Genomic DNA, 17,136 nt, shown 5'->3' with positions numbered 1-17,136 from the left:
GGCCCACCCCACCCGGGCCCACCCCACCGGCCCAGATCAGTCGTAACCGTTGTAAAGGCCGTCGTCATTGTGTTCGCCACTGCCGTCGTCAGCACCGTCGTGTCCTTTCGTCAGGGCCCGAACTGGGCCGCTGAGTCAAGACTCCGCCGATACCGGCCACCGCACATCCGCCACCGGGCGCGACCCGACTACTCCCCCGGGAGCACGATCGCCAGCCAGCCCACAAACCCGCTCAGCGCCACCCCGGCCGCACGAGCCCGGCCTCGTATGCGGCCACCACCAGCTGCGCCCGGTCGCGTGCGGCGAGCTTCGACATCGTTCGGGAGACGTGCGTCTTCACCGTGAGCGGGCTGAGAAACAGTCGCCCGGCGATCTCGGCGTTCGTGAGCCCCTCGCCGACCAGCGCCAGCACTTCGCGTTCGCGATCGGTGAGCGAGTCGAGCTGCGGCACCTGTGAGCCGTCTCTGAGCCCCGCCGCGACCCGCTCGAGCAGCCGGCGCGTCACGCTCGGCGACAGCAGCGCATCCCCCGCCGCCACCACCCGCACCGCGCGGATGAGTTCGACGGGCTCGGTGTCTTTCACGAGGAATCCGCTGGCACCGGCGCGAATGGCCCGCCCGACATACTCGTCGAGCTCGAATGTCGTGACGATGATGATGTGCGTCTCGGCCAGGGCAGGGTCGGCCACGATCTGCTCTGTCGCCCAGAGGCCGTCGCCGGCGGGCATCCGGATGTCCATCAGAACCACATCGGGCCGAAGCCGCGTCACCGCCTCGACCACCTCAGTGCCCGTGGCGGCCTGCCCCACGACGTCGATGTCGGCCTCGTTCTGAAGCAGCGCGCTGAAACCGGCCCGGATGAGTTGCTGGTCGTCGGCGACGACGACCCTGATCACCGGCCACTCCCCTGCTTGGGGAGAATGGCCCGCACTCGAAACCCCACCGGCCCCGCCAGCCCGCCCGCTGCGGCGTGCAGAGGCGCACCCGCCGCAGCCGCCGAATCAGACGAATCGAACGAATCTGACGAACTCGCAGACCCCGCCGCATCGACCGGCCCCACCTCGAACGTGCCGCCCAGCAGCTCGGCGCGCTCACGCATGCCGCGGATGCCGTTGCCCAGCGCACTCTCGAGCGTCGTCGTCGACGCCCCAGCAGGGGCCGCAACCCCGTTGTCTTCGATGGTCACAGAGTAGAAACCGGCCGTCTCTGCCACAGTCACGGCAACCTCCGATGCCCCGGAATGCCGCGTGGCGTTGGTGAGGCTCTCTTGCGCGATGCGGAACAGCGCGAGCTGCACCCCGGCCGATGGCGCGCTGGTGATGCGGTTGTCGAGCCGCACCCGCAGGGCTTCGGTCGATGCCCCCGCGACAAGCGACTCGAGCCGCGCCAGGTCGGCGCTCGGCAGCAGCGGTGCATCACGCTCTGAGCGGAGAAAACCGAGCACCCCGCGCACCTCGTCGAGCGCAGTCTTGCTGGTCAGTTTGATATTGGCCAGCGCCTCGGCCGCCTTCTCCGGATGCTCGTCGATGAGGTGCAGCCCCACCCCGGCCTGCACGTTGATCTGCGAGAGCGAGTGAGCCAGCACGTCGTGCAACTCCCTCGCAATACGCACGCGCTCTGCCTGGGCCGTGTCTTCGCGCCGCCGCCGCATCGCGAGCTGAAACTCGAGCACGCGTTGGCGTCGGGTTCGGATGCCCTCGCCGATCACCATCGCAACCACGAGCCCGATCGTGGTGACCACGACGCGGCCCGGGTTCCAGTCGATCGAGAACACCAGCGAACCGCCGAACGCGATCAGCCACCCGGCCGTCACGGCAAGGAACGCCCACAGCCGCGCACCGCGCGCAATCGCCGAGATCACGGCGAAGCCGACGGCCACGTAGGGCGCGCCGGAGGCGGAGGGCAGCAGGAGGTCGGCGCAGGCCGCAGCGGCGACGATCGCCACCACAGGGCCAGGAAATCGGCGGGCGAACAGTAGCGCGCCAGGCCCGATCAGTGCGAGAACGAGGGTGAGGAGCCCGAGCGGGTCGTGCCGGTGAACGCCCGAGAGCACGGCGACCGGTACCTGCACCAGAAAAGAGAAGAACACCGGCAGCAGCACGAAGAGCAGGGTCGGCGGCCCAGCGTGGCCGCCGAAGCGCGATGCCTGTCGGTCGAACTCGGCTCCGCCTGGTGCGCCGCGCTGCGGGTTGGTGCGTGCCATAGTACCGATCGTATCGAGGGGGGCCGCGTGCGGCATCCGGCGGGCGCTAGCCGAACAGGTTGACGGGGTTCACGATGTCGGCGTAGACGAGCAGGGCGCTCACGCCGCCGAGAAAGATCACCACCACGAAGGTGAGCGGCATGAGCTTGGCGGTGTCGACAGGACCGGGGTCGCGGCGCTTGAACAGTTTCGCCACGCGGCGGCGCAGGCCCTCCCAGAGAGCCCCGGCGATGTGGCCGCCGTCGAGCGGCATGAGCGGCACCAGGTTGATGACGAACAGGCCGATGTTCACCGAGCCGAGAAGCCCGATGAGCGTGGCCACCTTGCTCGCCAGCGGAATGTCGATGGTGGCGATCTCGCCGGCGACCCGGCCGACACCCACCACGCTGATGGGCCCGTTGACGTCGCGCGTGCCGCCGCCGAACGCGGCGTCGGCCACGCCCACGAGACGGGCGGGCAGGTTGATGATGGTGTTCGCAACGCCCACCACGTTGGTGCCGACGAAGGGCAGCACGGCCGTCACCGGCTGGGGTACAAGCTGGGTGGCGTAGCCGATGCCCACGAAACCCACGTTCTCGGTGACCGCGGCGCCCGTCGAATCGGTCTTGACGACCGACTGGCCGTTCACGACCTCGGTGGCGTCGCGCTGGGTGAGCAGTGGTGTGATGGTGAGCGTGGTATCGGTGCCGCCGCGGTTGACGACAACGGTGAGAGGCACGTTCGACGAGGTACGAATGATCGAGGTGGCGTCATCCCACGTCGAGATCGCGGTGCCATTGATGGTCTCGATACGGTCGCCCGGCAGGATGCCCGCGGCGGCGCCGGGTGACACCGGGTCGCCCGTCTCGCAGGTCTGGCGGGTGCTGCTCGCGGGCAGCACACACGAGCTGACGCTGCCGATGGTGGTGCTCGGGCCGGCAATACCGAACCCGCAGAGCACGATGCCGAAGAACAGAATGCCGAGCAGCAGGTTCATGGTGGGGCCCCCCAGCATGATGATGAGGCGTTTGTAGACCGGCAGCCGGTAGAACGAGCGCGAATCGTCGTCGCCGACGGTGTCGAGGCTCGCCTTTCTCGCGTCTTGAATCAGCGTGTTGAAGAAGCCCGTGGTGGCGCGCCTGGCCTTGCCGCCCGCTTTCTGGGGTGGGAACATGCCGATCATCGAAATGTAGCCGCCGAACGGAATCAGCTTGAACCCGTACTCGGTCTCACCTCGCCGGCGCGAAAAGACGGTCGGCCCGAAGCCGACCATGTACTGCGTCACCTTCACCCCGAAGAGCTTGGCGGGAATGAGGTGCCCCACCTCGTGGAGGGCGATGGAGATCGCCAGACCGAGCGCGATGATGACAACGCCGACGACATAGAGCAACACGTTTTCCACGTGCACACGTTACCGCCACGATTCGGCTGGGCCCTGAGCGCGGGCTGGGCACGAGCCTGACGTTTGCCCGCAACGGGCTGAGGAGCGCGCGCCGGGCCACCGGGCAGTACAGCTAGGCGGCGGCGATCATGCGGTCGGCCTCGCGACGAGCCCAGAGTTCGGCCTCGAACAGCGCCTCGCGGGTGAGAGCACCCTCGTGCGGCTCGTGCAGCTGCACGACCCTGTCGATCGTCTCGACGATGTCGAGAAAACCGATGCGACCGGCATGGAACGCGGCGACGGCCTGCTCGTTCGCCGCGTTGAAGACCGCGGGGTAGGTTCCCCCGGCACGGCCGACCTGCTTGGCGAGTTCGACGGCCGGAAATGCCTCGTTGTCGAGCGGCTCGAAGCTCCAGGTGTGCGCCTGGCCCCAGTCGAGGGGCGCGCCGACGCCGGCAACCCGGTTCGGCCAGTCGAGCCCGAGCGAGATGGGCAGCCGCATGTCGGGCGGCGACGCCTGCGCCAGCGTCGAGCCGTCGATGAACTCGACCATCGAGTGAATGACCGACTGCGGATGCACGGTCACCGCGATGCGCGCGTACGGTACGTCGAACAGCAGGTGCGCCTCGATGATCTCGAGCCCCTTGTTCACCAGGGTTGCCGAGTTCGTGGTCACCACCAGCCCCATATCCCACGTGGGGTGGTTGAGCGCTTCGCGGGGGGTCACGTTCATGAGTGACGCCCGGCTGCGGCCGCGAAACGGCCCGCCCGATGCAGTGAGCACGAGGCGTTCGACCTCGTCGGCGGTGCCCGAGCGGAGAGCCTGTGCGATGGCCGAGTGCTCGGAATCCACCGGAACGAGTTGCCCCGGCGCCGCGATGCCCTTCACGAGCTCGCCGCCGACAATGAGGCTCTCTTTGTTCGCGAGGGCGAGGGTGCGGCCGGTCTCGAGGGCGGCCAGGGTGGGGCCGAGTCCGACGGAACCGGTGATTCCGTTCAGAACGACGTCGGCATCGACGCTTCGTACGAGCTGCTCGGCATCGACCGCACCGAGGGCGACGTCGGTGACGCCGAATTCGGCGGCCTGGGCATCCATCGCCGCACGGTTCGTACCAGCGGCCAGGCCCACCACGTCGAACCTCTCAGGGTTGGCGCGAATGACGTCGAGCGCCTGCACCCCGATCGAACCGGTTGAGCCGAGAATGATGACGCGTCGCATACCTGTCATTGTGGCACCGACGTCGTCGACGGGGTCACTGCGCCGGTGTCGTGGCGAGAATGTCGACCACGAACACGAGGGTGTCGGTGCCCTGGATGCCCGCCGCGGTCTGGCCCGCGACGCCATAGCCCTGGTCGGGCGGGATCACGGCGATGACCTGCGAGCCCACGGCCTGGCCCACGAGAGCGGCCGAGAACCCCGGGATGACCTGGGTGGTGGCGAACGTCGCCGGCTTGCTGCCCCAGCTCTGGTCGAACACGGCGCCCGTGCGCCAGATGACGCCCTGGTACTGAACCGTCACGCTGTCGCCGGTGGCGACCGTCTGGCCGGTGCCCTTCTTGAGGTCGGCGATCTGCAGGGTGGTGGGCGGGTCGGCCGCCGGGATGCTGATGGCCGGGGTGCCGTTCGCGGCCAGTGTCACTGCGGGAAACCCGGCGGGGGCGGGCTGCGCGGCACCGGTCGCCTGCGTGGGCAGGTTCGGATCGAGCGTGGCCGAAGGAGTTGCGGTGGGTGCCGGAGCGACGCTCTTCACATCGACGACGAAGACGAGCGAGTCGGTTGCGCCGACGCCGAGGTCGGTGTTTCCTGCCGCGCCATACGCGTCACCCGGCGGCACGACCGCGACCACGCGCGACCCGACCGTGGAGCACGAAACGGCCTTCACGAGCCCCGGCAGAAACTGCGACTCATCGACAGTGATGGGCAGCGGGGCGCCGCCCTCCTTGAGGGTGGTGAACAGCTCAGCGCCCGAGGTGGCGTTGAAGAGGGTGAAGTCGACGGTGGCGACCATGCCGGTTCCGGCGACGGCGCCGCTGCCGGTCGTGAGCACCGTGCGCTCGGTGATGTCGGTGGTGAGCGGCGCGGTGAACGTTGCCGTGGGGTGCTGGTCGGGTTCGCCGGTCACCGTCACGGCGGCGGAGGCCGCGCCGGGTGCGGTGAGCGAGCACGCGACCGTGGGGGCGGGTGTGGGGGCCGACGAGCCGCTGCACCCCGCGAGCACGAGAAGGGCGGCTACGGCCGCTGCGGCGGTCACGGAGAAGGTGGCGATGGTGCGCATTGATCCTCAGCTGGTCGAGTGACGTCGATCTACGGATGCCAGTCTGCCGTACGACGGTGAGTGGGTGCTGTGCCGGGCATGCTCGGCACGGGCGGCGCGGGGCGGGCATCCGGAACCGGCTGCCGCCTAGACTGGCGCTCGTTCACCTCGGCTTCGCCCTGCCTCACTACACTCTGAGCACTTCGCCCCGATGTGCGACCCAGAACAGGATGACCGGCATGACCCTCGCCACGACAGCCCCCGGCCTTCTTCTTGCCGGTGAGCGCGCGCCAGAACCCCGCACCCTGATCGATGTGCTTCAGGCGAGTGCCAGGGCGAATCCGCAGGCGCCCGCGTTGGCCGACGCGGGCGGAACGCTCAGCTACCGCGAGCTGCTCGCCGAGATCAACCGGGCTGCGGCCAGGCTCGCCGAAGCGGGCGTGCGGCGCGGCGACCGGGTCGGAATCAGGGTGCCGTCGGGCACCCGTACCCTCTACATCGCGATTCTCGCGACGCTCGCGGTGGGCGCCGCATACGTTCCCGTCGACGCTGACGACCCCGACGAGCGGGCCGCGCTGGTGTTCGGCGAGGCGGCCGTGGTGGGTGTGATCGGGGCGGCCGGCGAGATTGCGCTGCGGCCGGGCACCGGCACGGCTGACGCTGGAATTGCCACCCCCACCCTTGGCTCGCCCACGGGCACTCTGCCGGTCGTCGGCGGGCCCACGACAGACGACGACGCGTGGATCATCTTCACCAGCGGCTCGACCGGCACCCCGAAGGGCGTCGCGGTCACGCACCGCTCGGCCGCCGCCTTCGTCGACGCTGAAGCGCGACTGTTTCTGCAGGCCGAACCCCTCGGGCCGGGCGACCGTGTGCTCGCCGGGCTCAGCGTGGCGTTCGACGCCTCGTGCGAAGAGATGTGGCTCGCGTGGGGGCACGGTGCCTGCCTGGTGCCGGCACCGCGCTCACTCGTGCGCTCGGGCGTAGACCTCGGCCCGTGGCTCATCGCGCACGGCATCACGATCGTTTCGACGGTTCCGACCCTCGCGGCGCTGTGGCCGCCCGAGTCGCTCGAACTGGTGCGCCTGCTCATCTTCGGCGGCGAGGCGTGCCCGCCCGAGCTCGCCGCCCGGCTCGCCATCGACGGCCGCGAGGTGTGGAACACGTACGGCCCCACCGAGGCGACCGTGGTGGCGTGCGGCGCCCTCCTGACGGGCGAGGCTCCGGTGCGCATCGGGCTGCCGCTGGACGGCTGGGATCTGGCGGTCGTCGACAGCAACGGGCATCCGGTGGCCGACGGCGAAGTGGGCGAGCTCATCATCGGCGGGGTGGGCCTCGCGCGCTACCTTGACCCGGCGAAAGACGCCGAGAAGTATGCCGCCATGCCCACGCTCGGCTGGGCACGCGCCTACCGCAGCGGCGACCTGGTGCTGTTCGACCGCGCCGGCCTCGTGTTTCAGGGCCGCGCCGACGACCAGGTCAAGCTCGGCGGGCGCCGCATCGAGCTGGGCGAGGTGGAGGCCGCACTGCAGGCGCTACCCGGGGTCGCGGGGGCCGCTGCCGTTGTGCAGCAGACCACGGCCGGCAACCAGGTTCTCGTGGGGTACCTCGCGCTGGCCGATGCCGCTGCGGCCCCGGTGTCCGCGAGCGCGGAGGCTCCGGATGCCCGGCCCTTCAGCCTCGCCGCCGCGAGCGCGCTGCTTCGCGAAACCCTTCCCGCCGCCCTCATCCCCCTCCTGCACGTGGTCGACACCCTTCCCACGCGCACCTCCGGCAAGGTAGACAGGGCGGCGCTCCCCTGGCCACTCCCGACCGCCGGCAGAGGGGCGGCTGCGGGCTCCGGGTCGAGCACCGGCGCAGGCACAGGCGCAGGCGGCGCACGAGGTGCGGGCGCCCGCGCCGACGCCCGCACGAGGACGGGCACCGGCACCGCAGGGCAGCTACCCGCCTTCTCCCCCACGGCAGCGTGGCTCGCCGAGCTCTGGTCGGGCATCCTCGGTGCTCCGGTGACCAGCCTCGATGACGACTTCTTCGCCTTCGGCGGCGGCAGCCTCACCGCCGCCCAGCTGGTGTCGGCGATTCGCGCCCGCTTCGCAGAGGCCACCGTCGCCGACATCTACGACCACCCGCGCATCGGCGCCCTCGCCGCCGAACTCGACGCCCGCGCCCCCGTCGCCCGCGCCAGCCGCGAACAGGTCGCTCCCACCCCGCCATCGACCCAGTTCGTGCAGACTCTGCTTGGCATCCCCTTACATGTCATCGTGGGGCTGCGCTGGCTCGTCTACGTCTTGGCCGCCAACAATGTTCTGTCGGCCTTCGGGGTGTTCACCTGGGCGCCCACGATCTCATGGTGGTGGGTTGTTGCGGGCTTCGTGCTCCTCATCACCCCGTTCGGGCGCATGGCGCTCTCGGTGCTCAGTGCCCGCGCCCTGCTGGCCGGCGTGAAGCCGGGCGACTACCCGCGCGGCGGTCGCGTTCACCTGCGACTCTGGCTCGCCGAACAGATCGCCCTCCTGGTGGGCGCCACAAACCTCGCCGGCGCCCCGTGGATCCTCACCTACGCCCGCGCGCTCGGCGCAAAGATCGGCCCCGGCGTCGACCTGCACACCCTGCCACCCATCACCGGAATGCTGAAAATCGGCGCACGAGCTTCGATCGAGCCCGAGGTCGACCTCGCCGGCTACTGGATCGACGGCGACACGCTGCACCTCGGCAGCATCCAGATCGGCGCAGATGCGACTGTCGGGGCCCGCAGCACTCTTCTACCGAACGCCCGGGTGGGTCGCCGAGCAGAGATCGCCCCGGGCTCAGCGGTCGCGGGCCGAGTGCCCTCCGGCCAGTTGTGGGCCGGCTCCCCCGCCCAGCGCCTCGGCAAAGCGCACCCCGGCTGGCCCGATCACCGGCCACCCCGCAACGCCCGCTGGCTCGTTGCGTTCGCTGCCGGATCGGTGGCCCTGTCGCTGCTACCCGTGCTGGCCGTACTCGTCGGCGCGGTCGTCGCGGGCGCGTTTCTCGGTCTGAGCCTCGATGCGGGTTCGCTCGGCGGGCTCGGCAGCGTTCTGCCGGGGGCCGGCAGCCAGACCCCGGTGATCGAATCGCTCACAACCTCTGTCGCGAGCGCGCTGGGTCGAGCATCCGGTGCCCTCAGCCTGCCGTCTCTCGGCGAGGCAGCCCTCCGCGTGCTCGCGGCCATTCCGCTCGCCACTATCGCGGCCGGAATCGTCTACGCCGGCCTCACCGTGATCGCCACCCGTCTGCTCGGCATCGGTCTCCGCCCCGGCCACTACCCCGTGCGCAGCCGCATCGGCTGGCAGGTCTGGGCCACCGAACGCCTGCTCGATGCCGCGCGAACCATTCTTTTTCCCTTCTACGCGAGCCTGTTCACCCCCGTCTGGCTCCGGATGCTCGGGGCCACCGTCGGCTCGAACGTCGAAGCCTCGACGGTCTTGCTCCTGCCTCGCATGACCACGATCGGCGACTCTGCTTTTCTCGCCGACGACACTATGGTGGCCTCGTACGAGCTCGGCGGCGGCTGGCTGCGCATCGATCAGGCCACCATCGGCTCGCGCGCGTTTCTCGGCAACAGCGCGCTCACGGCGCCGGGGCGGAGTGTTCCGCGCAACGGGCTCGTCGCGGTGCTCTCGGCGACGCCGCGAAAGGCGAAGAGCGGTTCGTCGTGGCTCGGCAACCCGCCCGTGCGGCTGCGCCGGCAGGTCACCGAGTTCGACGAGGGCCGCACGTTTCGCCCTTCGACGCGGCTGCGGCTCGCCCGCGCTCTCTGGGAACTGGGGCGCATCGTGCCCGTCATGATCAGCGTGGGCATCGGGCTCGGTATCGCGGTGCTGCTGGAATGGCTGCTCGGCACGTTCGGCCTCGGCTGGGCGATCGTACTCAGTGGCGCGGTGATGCTGGCGGGCGGCGCGGTGGCAGCGCTCGTGACGACGGCTGCCAAGTGGGCGCTGGTGGGGCGCATTGTACGTTCGGAGCATCCCCTCTGGTCGTCGTTCGTCTGGCGGAACGAAGTGTCGGATACCTTTGTGGAGATGGTTGCTGCTCCGTGGTTCGCGAACGCTGCTTCTGGCACGCCCGCTCTCGTGTGGTGGCTGCGCTCACTCGGCACGACGATCGGGCGGGGCGCCTGGGTCGACACTTACTGGCTGCCCGAAGCCGACCTCGTCTCGATCGGCGCCGGGGCGACGGTGAACCGGGGCTGCGTGGTGCAGACACACCTCTTTCACGACCGGGTGATGAGCCTCGACGGGGTCGAACTCGCCGACGGCGCCACGCTCGGGCCGCACGGCGTGATTCTGCCGGCCGCCTCGATCGGGGCCGACGCCACCGTGGGGCCTGCGTCGCTCGTGATGCGCGGCGAGCACGTTCCGGCCCGCTCGCGCTGGGTGGGCAACCCCATCGCACCGTGGGCCGCTGGGGCCGAGGCTGCTGCTGGCACTGGAACTGGCACTCGAACTGGCGGGCGCCCCTGATGCCGCGCAGCACCTCTACCGCGCTCGCCTCGGAAGGCGCCCGCTCGCACGGCGACCCCTACCTGCCCACCAGCGGCAATGGCGGCTACACCGTGCTGCACTACGACCTCGACTGCGACTACCGGGTGTCGAGCAACCGCCTCGCTGCCACGGCCACCATCACCGCCCGCGCCACCCACCGGCTCAGCAGGTTCAGCCTCGATTTCGCCGGCCTCGTGGCGAGCAAGGTGAGCGTCGACGGTACGCGCTCCACCCAGCTCACCCAGACCGCGCGCAAACTCGTCATCACTCCGGCCAGCCCGATCAACAGCGGCGACGAGTTCACCGTCGTGGTGCGCTACGGCGGCCAGCCCAAGCCGGTGCAGAGCCAGTGGGGCGAGGTGGGCTGGGAAGAACTCACCGACGGGGTGATTGTGGCCGGCCAGCCGAGCGGGGCTCCGTCGTGGTTTCCCTGCAACGATCATCCATCGAACAAGGCCAGTTACAGCATCGTCTTCTCGGTCGAGTCGGCCTACCGCGTGCTCTGCAATGGCGAGCTCGTGAAACGGTCGCAGCGCGCGAGCAGAACCCGGTGGGAGTTTCAGCAGACCGAGCCCATGGCCAGCTACCTCGCCACCGTACAGATCGGGCTCTACGAGACCATGGGCATCTCGCAGAGCGGCGTGCCGCAGTACGTGCTCGTGCCCGAAGACCTGCGCCCCAACGCCCTGGCCGACTTCGAGCCGCAGCAGCGCATGATGGAGCTGTTCGAGCGCCTCTTCGGGCCGTACCCGTTCACCGACTACGTGGCCGTGGTCACCGACGACGAGCTCGAGATTCCGCTCGAGGCCCAGGGCCTCGCGGTGTTCGGCCGAAACCACATCGACGGTCTCGGCGGCTCAGAACGCCTCATCGCCCATGAGCTCTCGCACCAGTGGTTCGGCAACAGCCTCACCGTGTCGCACTGGAAGGACATCTGGCTGCACGAAGGGTTCGCCTGCTACGCCGAGTGGCTGTGGAGCGAAGAGTCGGGCTCGCTGACGGCCGACCAGTGCGCCGCTTCGCACTGGTCGAAGGTGAACCGGTTGCCCAAAGACATCACCGTCGGCGATCCGGGGGCGGCGCGGATGTTCGACGACCGCCTCTACAAACGGGGCGCCCTCACGCTGCATGCGCTGCGCCGAACCCTCGGCGACGACACGTTCTTCGCAATCCTGCGGCACTGGGCGGCGACGTATCGGCACGGCTCGGTCTCGACCCCGGAGTTCATCACCCTCGTCGAGTCGCACGCATCGGTGCCGGTTCGGGCGCTCTTCGCGGCATGGCTCGACCAGTCGGCGCTGCCGAAACTGCCGCGCGGCTGAGTGCTGGCGGCTGGCCTGCGTGCCTCAGCGAGCGGTCGGCTCGTGGAGCACCGGGAAGTTCACCGACTGGGCGATGAAACACACCGCGCTGGCTTCGTGGTGCAACGAGTTCGCCAGCTCGACCTGGCTAGGATCATCCAGTGTCACCACCGGGCGGAGCGTCACCGAAGTGAAGTGACCGCCCTGGCCCGCCTGCGCCATCGTGCCCACGGCGGCATCTTCGTACGCGGTCACCACCACGCCGTGCTGCACCGCCACGTGCAGGTACGACAACATGTGGCATTCGGCAAGCGCGGCCACCAACAGCTCTTCGGGGTTCCACCGATCGCGGTCGCCGTGGAACGTGCGGTCAGCCGACGCCGGAAGCTCCACCTTGCCCTCGGCACGGATCACGCCCTGCCGACCGTAGTCGCGGTACCCGCTCGTGCCTGTGCCGCGGTTGCCCTGCCATTCGACGCTCACGGCGTAGTGGTGCTCATTCACGGCCCCAGCCTAGGTGCTATTCCCGCGTCGGCAACCGTCGGTACAACGAGGGTGAAGCAAAGCTGCACGGTGCGCTCCCAGCCGGGCCGGGCGCGAGCCGGTAATCTTGAGCACTATGACTGACACCATCGGCACCCCCGTCTCCTCTGTCTCCGCTGGCCCCGCTGCCTCTGTCGCACAGCAGCGCAGAATCGTCACCGCGATTCCCGGCCCGAAGTCTGACGCCCTGCACGCACGACGCCTCGCCGTGGTGCCGGTGGGCGTGTCCTCCGTTCTGCCCGTCTACATCGCCCGCGCGCACGGCGCCATCCTGGTCGACGTCGACGGCAACCAGTTCATCGACCTCGGTGCCGGAATCGGCGTCACCACCGTGGGCCACACCCAGTCGGGCGTCGTCGAAGCGGCCACTCAGCAGCTCAACGACGTCACCCACACCCTGTTCACCGTCACGCCCTACGAAGAGTACGTGCGCGTCGCCGAGCTGCTCGCCGAACACACCCCCGGTGATTTCGCCAAGAAGACCATGCTCGCCAACTCGGGCGCCGAAGCGGTCGAGAACGCAGTGAAGATCGCCCGCAAGTACACGCGCCGGGTCGGCGTCGCCGTGCTCGAGCACGCCTACCACGGCCGCACCAACCTCACGATGGCCATGAACTTCAAGGCCGCGCCCTACTCCACCGGCTTCGGCCCGTTCGCCGGCGACGTGTACCGCGCCCCCAACTCGTACCCGTACCACGACGGCCTCACCGGCGCCGAGGCGGCGGCCCGCACCATCGGCTACCTCGAGAAGACGGTCGGCGCGTACGACCTCGCCTGCCTCGTTGTCGAGCCCATCCAGGGCGAGGGCGGCTTCGTTCTGCCGGCGGAGGGCTACCTCACGGCGCTGCAGCAGTGGTGCACCGACAACGGCATCGTGTTCGTGGCCGACGAGATCCAGAGCGGAATGGCCCGCACCGGCGAGTACTTCGCCAGCACCCATTTCGGGCTGATCCCCGACATGGTGCTCTCGGCCAAGGGCATCGCGGGCGGCCTCCCCCTCGCGGCCGTCACCGGCCGTGCTGAGATCATGGATGCCGCCCTGCCGGGCGGTCTCGGCGGAACCTTCGGCGGCAACCCCGTCGCAGCCGCAGCGGCGGTTGCCGTGTTCGGCGAGATCGAACGTCTGGGCCTTCTCGCCGAGGCCACCCGGGTCGAGCAGACCCTGTCTGCGGGCCTGCTCGAACTGCAGAAGAAGTACGACATCATCGGAGACGTGCGCGGGGTCGGCGCCATGATCGCCATCGAACTCGTGCAGCCCGGTACCGGCTACACCAGCAAGGAGCCCAATGGCGACGCGGTGACCTTCTTGGCTTCGTACGCGGCGCAGCACGGCGTGCTGATCCTCACCGCGGGCACGTACGGCAATGTTCTGCGCTTCCTGCCGAGCCTCACCATCACCGACGCTCTGCTCGAAGACGCCCTCTCCGTACTCGACGACGGATTCGCCGAGCTGGCCGCGAAGTGAGCGGCGGCACCTTCGCCGCCACCGAGGCGGTCGAGCTCGCCGTGCTCGAGCGCAGCGGATTCGTCGAGTCGCGCCACATCGGTTCGGCCGTCGTCGTGTCGCCTTCGGGCGAAGTCGTCCGCACGCTCGGCAACCCCGACGCGCCCATCTTCCCGCGCTCGTGCCTGAAGCCGTTCCAGGCGCTGGCGGTGCTGAACTCCGGCGTCGAACTCAACGCCGTGCAGACCGTGCTGGCCACGGCCAGCCACGCCGCCACTCCCGAGCATGTGGCCGTGGTCGAGAGCATCCTGGCCAAGGCGGGGCTGACGACAGACGCACTGCAGTGTCCAGACGATTGGCCGGGCGACTCGGCTGCGCGCGACGAACTGGTGCGCGGGCACCAGCACCGGGCATCCATCTACATGAACTGTTCGGGCAAACACGCGGCCATGCTGCTCGCCTGCGTGGTGAACGGATGGCCGATTGACACGTACCTCGACCTCGACCACCCTCTGCAGCAGCGCATCGTCGAGACCATCGAGTCGCTGACCGGTGAGCGCATCGCCGCCACCGGCACCGACGGCTGCGGAGCCCCCGTGCACGCCATCTCGCTCACCGGCCTCGCGCGCGGCATCGGGCGCATCACGGGCGCCTCGGCCGAGTCGGTGCCCGCCGCCTCGGTGCTGACTGCCTCGGTGCTGACTGCCTCGGTGCTGACTGCCTCGGTGCTCGCGAACGGCTGGGCCATCGACGGGCCGGGCCGCGCCAACACGCTCTGCATCGACTCGCTCGCGGTGTTCTCGAAGCTCGGGGCCGAGGGCGTGATGGTCATGTCAACCACGCCGGCAACCCCGCTGCCCGACGCGTCTGCTGCTGATGGTGCCGCTGCTTCGGGTGCCGCTGCAGGCGCTCCCGCTGCGGGTTCTGGCGCCCCCGCCACCGAATCGCCCGCCGGCACCACCGCCGGCACAACCGTGGCGATCAAAATGCTCGACGGGAGCCTCCGTGCAGCCACCCTCGTGGGGCTGACGCTGCTCGTGCAGGCCGGAGCCCTCGACGAGCGCGCCGTCGATGCCCTGCTGCCCGCCCTCGACCTCACCGTTTATGGCGGCACTTCCCCCGTCGGTAGCATCCGACTCGGAGCCGCAGTCCCGGTCGCCGCCATCTCATAAGGTCATTCTGCGACCGGGATTTCGACCGCGAGCAGCCAGCGGCTGTGAGCGACAAGCGGGCAGCCGCGACGCGCAGCCCTACTCGGCGAGCTCGACGTCGATCACCAGCACAGTGACGTTGTCGCGGCCACCGTTCGAGAGAGCCGCCTCAACCAGCGAGCGCGCTGCGTCTTCGGCCGTCACGCTGATGGCCAGGTAGTGCGCGATGCCGTGGTCGGTGAGCTCTTTCGTGAGCCCGTCGCTGCAGACCAGGAAGCGCTGGCCGGCCGCCACGGCAAGAGTCGAGTAGTCGGGCGCCGGCGTCTCGTGAAAGCCCACCGCGCGCGTGATGATGTTGCTGTCGGGGTGCGTTTCGGCCTGCTCGGCGGTGATGAGGCCGGCGTCGACAAGCTCCTGCACCACCGAATGGTCGATCGTGAGGCGTTCGAGTGAAGCGCTCTCGTACAGGTACACGCGGGAGTCGCCGATGTTGAAGATCGCCCAGGTGGGGTGACCGTCGAGCTGAGTCAGCGCGACCCCTGTGACGGTGGTGCCGGTACCCCGCTCGTTCGCGTCGCCCACAACGTCGATGTCTTCGAGCGCCCTCAGCAGCGCTTCGTCGATCACGTCGCCGGTCGTGAAGGGTTCACCGCTCACGGCTCCGAGTCGGTTCACCACCGCAGCGCTGGCAATGTCACCAGCGGCGTGGCCGCCCATGCCGTCAGCCACGGCGAAGATGGGAGGCGTAGCCACCACGCTGTCTTCGTTGACCTTGCGTTTTTTACCGAGGTCGCTGAGAGCCGACCATGAAACGAGGAAGGTGGGCGCCTCTGCCCCGGCTCCGGTGACGCGTATACGCGCGGAGCTGTCGCCGATCTGGGTCACGCGATGTCTCTTTCTGACCGGCTGTCGTTCGAGTGATCAGCCTTTCGACAACCATAGACGACCTGCGACCCTCACTGTGGTCACACTGTGGTCACACAGTGGTCAGATCAGCACTCTCTCTCGCCTTGCACGCTCGCTCTACCCCCCAACAGGCCGGGTTTACGTCGGGCAGCATAGTTCAGCTCCGAATCCGCACCCAAACCGTTGATGCGCGCAGCGTCGGCTGACACAATCGACAAATGAGCCACAGAGCAAGCCCGACGTCACTCGATGACACTTCGAGATCGATTGTCGAGCTGCTGCAGGCCGACGGGAGGCGCTCCTACTCCGACCTCGGCAAAGAAGTAGGTCTCAGCGAGGCGGCGGTGCGCCAGCGCGTTCAGCGGCTCACCGACTCCGGCGCCATGCAGATCGTGGCCATCGCCGACCCGGCACAGCTCGGGTTCCGACGTCAGGCGCTGGTGGGCCTGGCCTGCTCGGGTGACACTGTCGCCATCGCCGACGCGCTGTCTCTTCTAAATTCCGTCACAAGCGTCGCGCACACCGCAGGCCGGTTCGACCTCATGATCGAAGTCATCTGCGAAAGCGACGGGGCCCTTATCTCGGTTCTGAACGACGATGTGCGAAGCATCGCTGGCGTCGAGTCGACCGAGACGTTCGTGTACCTGGCTGTGCGCAAGCAGTCGCACGGGCGGGCCGGGCGGTAGGTAGGGTCTTCAGCCACTGCTACGCCCCTCAGCGCCTCAGCGCGTGATCTCCACCCCTCACGCACACCTCGCCCATGCCGTGCCGCTCACGGCTGCAGCCGAGTGATCTGCCAGCCAATCTCGCCGGGCGCGTACTCGAACCGGTCGTGAAGGCGAGATGTACGGCCTTTCCAGAACTCCACTCTGGTGGGCACGATCCTGAACCCGCCCCACCCCTCGGGTCGCTCAACACTCCCCTCCGCTTCGTACTCGCTCTCAACGCGCGCCACCCTCGCCTCGAGCTCGGCGCGCGAGCCAATCGGGGCCGACTGTTCGCTGGCGATGGCGGCAATCTGCGATCCTCGCGGCCTCGAAGCGAAGTACGCGTCACTTTCGGCGGCGGTGAGCCGCGCGACCGTGCCCGTCACGATGGCCTGCCGCACGAGCGAATACCACGGAAACAGCACTGACGCCACCGCATTCGCCGCGAGGGCACGGCCCTTCGCCGAATGGTAGTTGGTGAAGAAAGTCAGGCCCCGAGCATCCAGACCCCGCAGTAGAACAGTGCGGCTCCCTGGCAGCCCCGCCGCGTCGACCGTCGACAGCACCATGGCATTCGGCTCCCGGATGCCCGCCCGCTCGGCCTCGGCAAGCCACCGTGCAAGCTGCGCCGTCGGGCTCGGGTCGAGGTCGCTCTCGTTGAGCGCTTCGGCTCCGTAGTCGCGGTGGGTTTCGAGGGAATCGCTCATTGCGCCACGCTACGCCCGGGGTGGGGTGGGCGCCAGTGGGTGGAATATCGGGGGG

At 69.1% G+C, this 17,136-nt stretch carries 13 protein-coding genes; 5 read left to right on the top strand and 8 right to left on the bottom strand.

Annotation, left to right across the window (positions count from 1 at the left end; translation table 11 throughout):
* Positions 1-232 precede the first annotated feature (232 nt).
* The 5 genes from D4765_RS17470 to D4765_RS17450 all read right to left on the bottom strand — a co-directional run bounded on the left by D4765_RS17470 (position 233) and on the right by D4765_RS17450 (position 5,838).
* Positions 233-895 carry a response regulator transcription factor gene (locus D4765_RS17470; protein WP_136643597.1) on the bottom strand — a complete coding sequence of 221 codons (663 nt, stop codon included), beginning with the start codon at positions 893-895 and terminating at the stop codon, positions 233-235.
* On the bottom strand, positions 892-2,202 hold the full coding sequence (locus D4765_RS17465) for a sensor histidine kinase (RefSeq protein ID WP_161580489.1): 1,311 nt from the start codon (positions 2,200-2,202) through the stop codon (positions 892-894). The genes D4765_RS17470 and D4765_RS17465 overlap by 4 nt, the downstream gene beginning before the upstream one ends.
* Before the next feature lie 46 nt (positions 2,203-2,248).
* Positions 2,249-3,583, bottom strand: coding sequence for a M50 family metallopeptidase (locus tag D4765_RS17460; RefSeq protein ID WP_136643595.1), 1,335 nt, complete (start codon positions 3,581-3,583; stop codon positions 2,249-2,251).
* A 112-nt stretch (positions 3,584-3,695) separates the two neighbouring features.
* Positions 3,696-4,781: a 1-deoxy-D-xylulose-5-phosphate reductoisomerase gene (gene dxr, locus D4765_RS17455; protein WP_136643594.1), complete on the bottom strand. Its 1,086-nt coding sequence runs from the start codon at positions 4,779-4,781 to the stop codon at positions 3,696-3,698.
* A gap of 34 nt (positions 4,782-4,815) precedes the next feature.
* On the bottom strand, positions 4,816-5,838 hold the full coding sequence (locus D4765_RS17450; protein WP_136643593.1) for an FKBP-type peptidyl-prolyl cis-trans isomerase: 1,023 nt from the start codon (positions 5,836-5,838) through the stop codon (positions 4,816-4,818).
* A gap of 218 nt (positions 5,839-6,056) precedes the next feature.
* On the opposite strand from D4765_RS17450, the gene D4765_RS17445 reads away from it, so the two are divergent.
* Together D4765_RS17445 and D4765_RS17440 are read left to right on the top strand one after the other, a co-directional pair.
* Positions 6,057-10,301, top strand: a complete 4,245-nt coding sequence (locus D4765_RS17445; RefSeq protein ID WP_136643592.1) for a Pls/PosA family non-ribosomal peptide synthetase — start codon at positions 6,057-6,059, stop codon at positions 10,299-10,301.
* Positions 10,301-11,644: a M1 family metallopeptidase gene (locus tag D4765_RS17440; protein ID WP_136643591.1), complete on the top strand. Its 1,344-nt coding sequence runs from the start codon at positions 10,301-10,303 to the stop codon at positions 11,642-11,644. Before D4765_RS17445 ends, D4765_RS17440 begins: the two co-directional genes overlap by 1 nt.
* A gap of 24 nt (positions 11,645-11,668) precedes the next feature.
* On the opposite strand, the gene D4765_RS17435 is transcribed toward D4765_RS17440, so the two are convergent.
* Positions 11,669-12,127 carry an OsmC family protein gene (locus tag D4765_RS17435; RefSeq protein WP_136643590.1) on the bottom strand — a complete coding sequence of 153 codons (459 nt, stop codon included), beginning with the start codon at positions 12,125-12,127 and terminating at the stop codon, positions 11,669-11,671.
* A gap of 115 nt (positions 12,128-12,242) precedes the next feature.
* On the opposite strand from D4765_RS17435, the gene gabT reads away from it, so the two are divergent.
* On the top strand, positions 12,243-13,631 hold the full coding sequence (gene gabT, locus D4765_RS17430; RefSeq protein WP_136643589.1) for a 4-aminobutyrate--2-oxoglutarate transaminase: 1,389 nt from the start codon (positions 12,243-12,245) through the stop codon (positions 13,629-13,631).
* Positions 13,628-14,782, top strand: a complete 1,155-nt coding sequence (locus D4765_RS17425) for an asparaginase (protein ID WP_161580488.1) — start codon at positions 13,628-13,630, stop codon at positions 14,780-14,782. Before gabT ends, D4765_RS17425 begins: the two co-directional genes overlap by 4 nt.
* Positions 14,783-14,860: 78 nt before the next feature.
* Here D4765_RS17425 and D4765_RS17420 read toward each other — a convergent pair whose 3' ends face one another.
* Positions 14,861-15,646: a PP2C family protein-serine/threonine phosphatase gene (locus D4765_RS17420; protein WP_136643587.1), complete on the bottom strand. Its 786-nt coding sequence runs from the start codon at positions 15,644-15,646 to the stop codon at positions 14,861-14,863.
* A gap of 239 nt (positions 15,647-15,885) precedes the next feature.
* Between D4765_RS17420 and D4765_RS17415 the strand changes: the two genes are divergently transcribed.
* A complete protein-coding gene (locus D4765_RS17415) occupies positions 15,886-16,353 on the top strand; it encodes an Lrp/AsnC family transcriptional regulator (protein ID WP_136643586.1) in 468 nt (155 codons plus the stop codon).
* Positions 16,354-16,439: 86 nt separating this feature from the next.
* On the opposite strand, the gene pdxH is transcribed toward D4765_RS17415, so the two are convergent.
* Positions 16,440-17,081: a pyridoxamine 5'-phosphate oxidase gene (gene pdxH / locus D4765_RS17410; protein ID WP_136643585.1), complete on the bottom strand. Its 642-nt coding sequence runs from the start codon at positions 17,079-17,081 to the stop codon at positions 16,440-16,442.
* Positions 17,082-17,136 lie beyond the last annotated feature (55 nt).

The organism is Subtercola vilae (assembly GCF_004923255.1).
In the GTDB taxonomy this organism is placed as follows: domain Bacteria; phylum Actinomycetota; class Actinomycetes; order Actinomycetales; family Microbacteriaceae; genus Subtercola; species Subtercola vilae.
Note: the sequence above shows the minus strand (reverse complement) of the source record. Positions and strands in the feature narration are given on the sequence as shown.

What these genes read in the sequence shown, in the direction of transcription:
- D4765_RS17415 (WP_136643586.1), top strand. Translation starts at nt 15,886, where the DNA reads ATGAGCCACAGAGCAAGCCCGACGTCACTCGATGACACTTCGAGATCG.
- dxr (WP_136643594.1), bottom strand. Translation starts at nt 4,781, where the DNA reads ATGCGACGCGTCATCATTCTCGGCTCAACCGGTTCGATCGGGGTGCAG.
- gabT (WP_136643589.1), top strand. Translation starts at nt 12,243, where the DNA reads ATGACTGACACCATCGGCACCCCCGTCTCCTCTGTCTCCGCTGGCCCC.
- pdxH (WP_136643585.1), bottom strand. Translation starts at nt 17,081, where the DNA reads ATGAGCGATTCCCTCGAAACCCACCGCGACTACGGAGCCGAAGCGCTC.
- D4765_RS17450 (WP_136643593.1), bottom strand. Translation starts at nt 5,838, where the DNA reads ATGCGCACCATCGCCACCTTCTCCGTGACCGCCGCAGCGGCCGTAGCC.
- D4765_RS17465 (WP_161580489.1), bottom strand. Translation starts at nt 2,202, where the DNA reads ATGGCACGCACCAACCCGCAGCGCGGCGCACCAGGCGGAGCCGAGTTC.
- D4765_RS17440 (WP_136643591.1), top strand. Translation starts at nt 10,301, where the DNA reads ATGCCGCGCAGCACCTCTACCGCGCTCGCCTCGGAAGGCGCCCGCTCG.
- D4765_RS17445 (WP_136643592.1), top strand. Translation starts at nt 6,057, where the DNA reads ATGACCCTCGCCACGACAGCCCCCGGCCTTCTTCTTGCCGGTGAGCGC.